The following is a 597-nucleotide window of genomic DNA, read 5'->3' on the forward strand; positions in this document are numbered from 1 at the left end:
TTCCCCACTGCTGCCTCCCGTAGGAGTCTGGACCGTGTCTCAGTTCCAGTGTGGCTGATCATCCTCTCAGACCAGCTAGGGATCGTCGCCTTGGTGAGCCTTTACCTCACCAACTAGCTAATCCCACCTGGGCTAATCTTGACGCGAGAGGCCCGAAGGTCCCCCTCTTTGGCCCGAAGGCATTATGCGGTATTAGCCATCGTTTCCAATGGTTATCCCCCACATCAAGGCATATTCCCAGGCATTACTCACCCGTCCGCCGCTCGACGCCCTTAACGTTCCCCGAAAGTTCAGTTAAGTCGTTTCCGCTCGACTTGCATGTGTTAGGCCTGCCGCCAGCGTTCAATCTGAGCCATGATCAAACTCTTCAATTTAAGATTTTGTCGGCTCAATGAATACTGACTTCAAAACTACTAATGTAATTCTAAAGCTATTATCGTTCCAACAGAACGATAATGAATTGACTGTGCCAATGACCGAAGTCATCGTTTGGTCACTCAGTTCATTGAAACCAAAGTTGAAACCGGAGTTTCATTCTTTTGATTATCATCAACGAGTGCCCACACAGATTGATAGGTTTAAATTGTTAAAGAGCTT

General features: G+C 47.6%; 1 rRNA gene. It reads right to left on the reverse strand.

The annotated features are described in order from the left end of the window. Window positions 1–374, reverse strand: a 16S ribosomal RNA gene (locus tag DPF91_RS21955); the annotation flags it as partial. Window positions 375–597 lie beyond the last annotated feature (223 nt).

Origin of the sequence: Vibrio maerlii (genome assembly GCF_003415655.1) — a bacterium.
GTDB classification, from domain to species: domain Bacteria; phylum Pseudomonadota; class Gammaproteobacteria; order Enterobacterales; family Vibrionaceae; genus Vibrio; species Vibrio maerlii.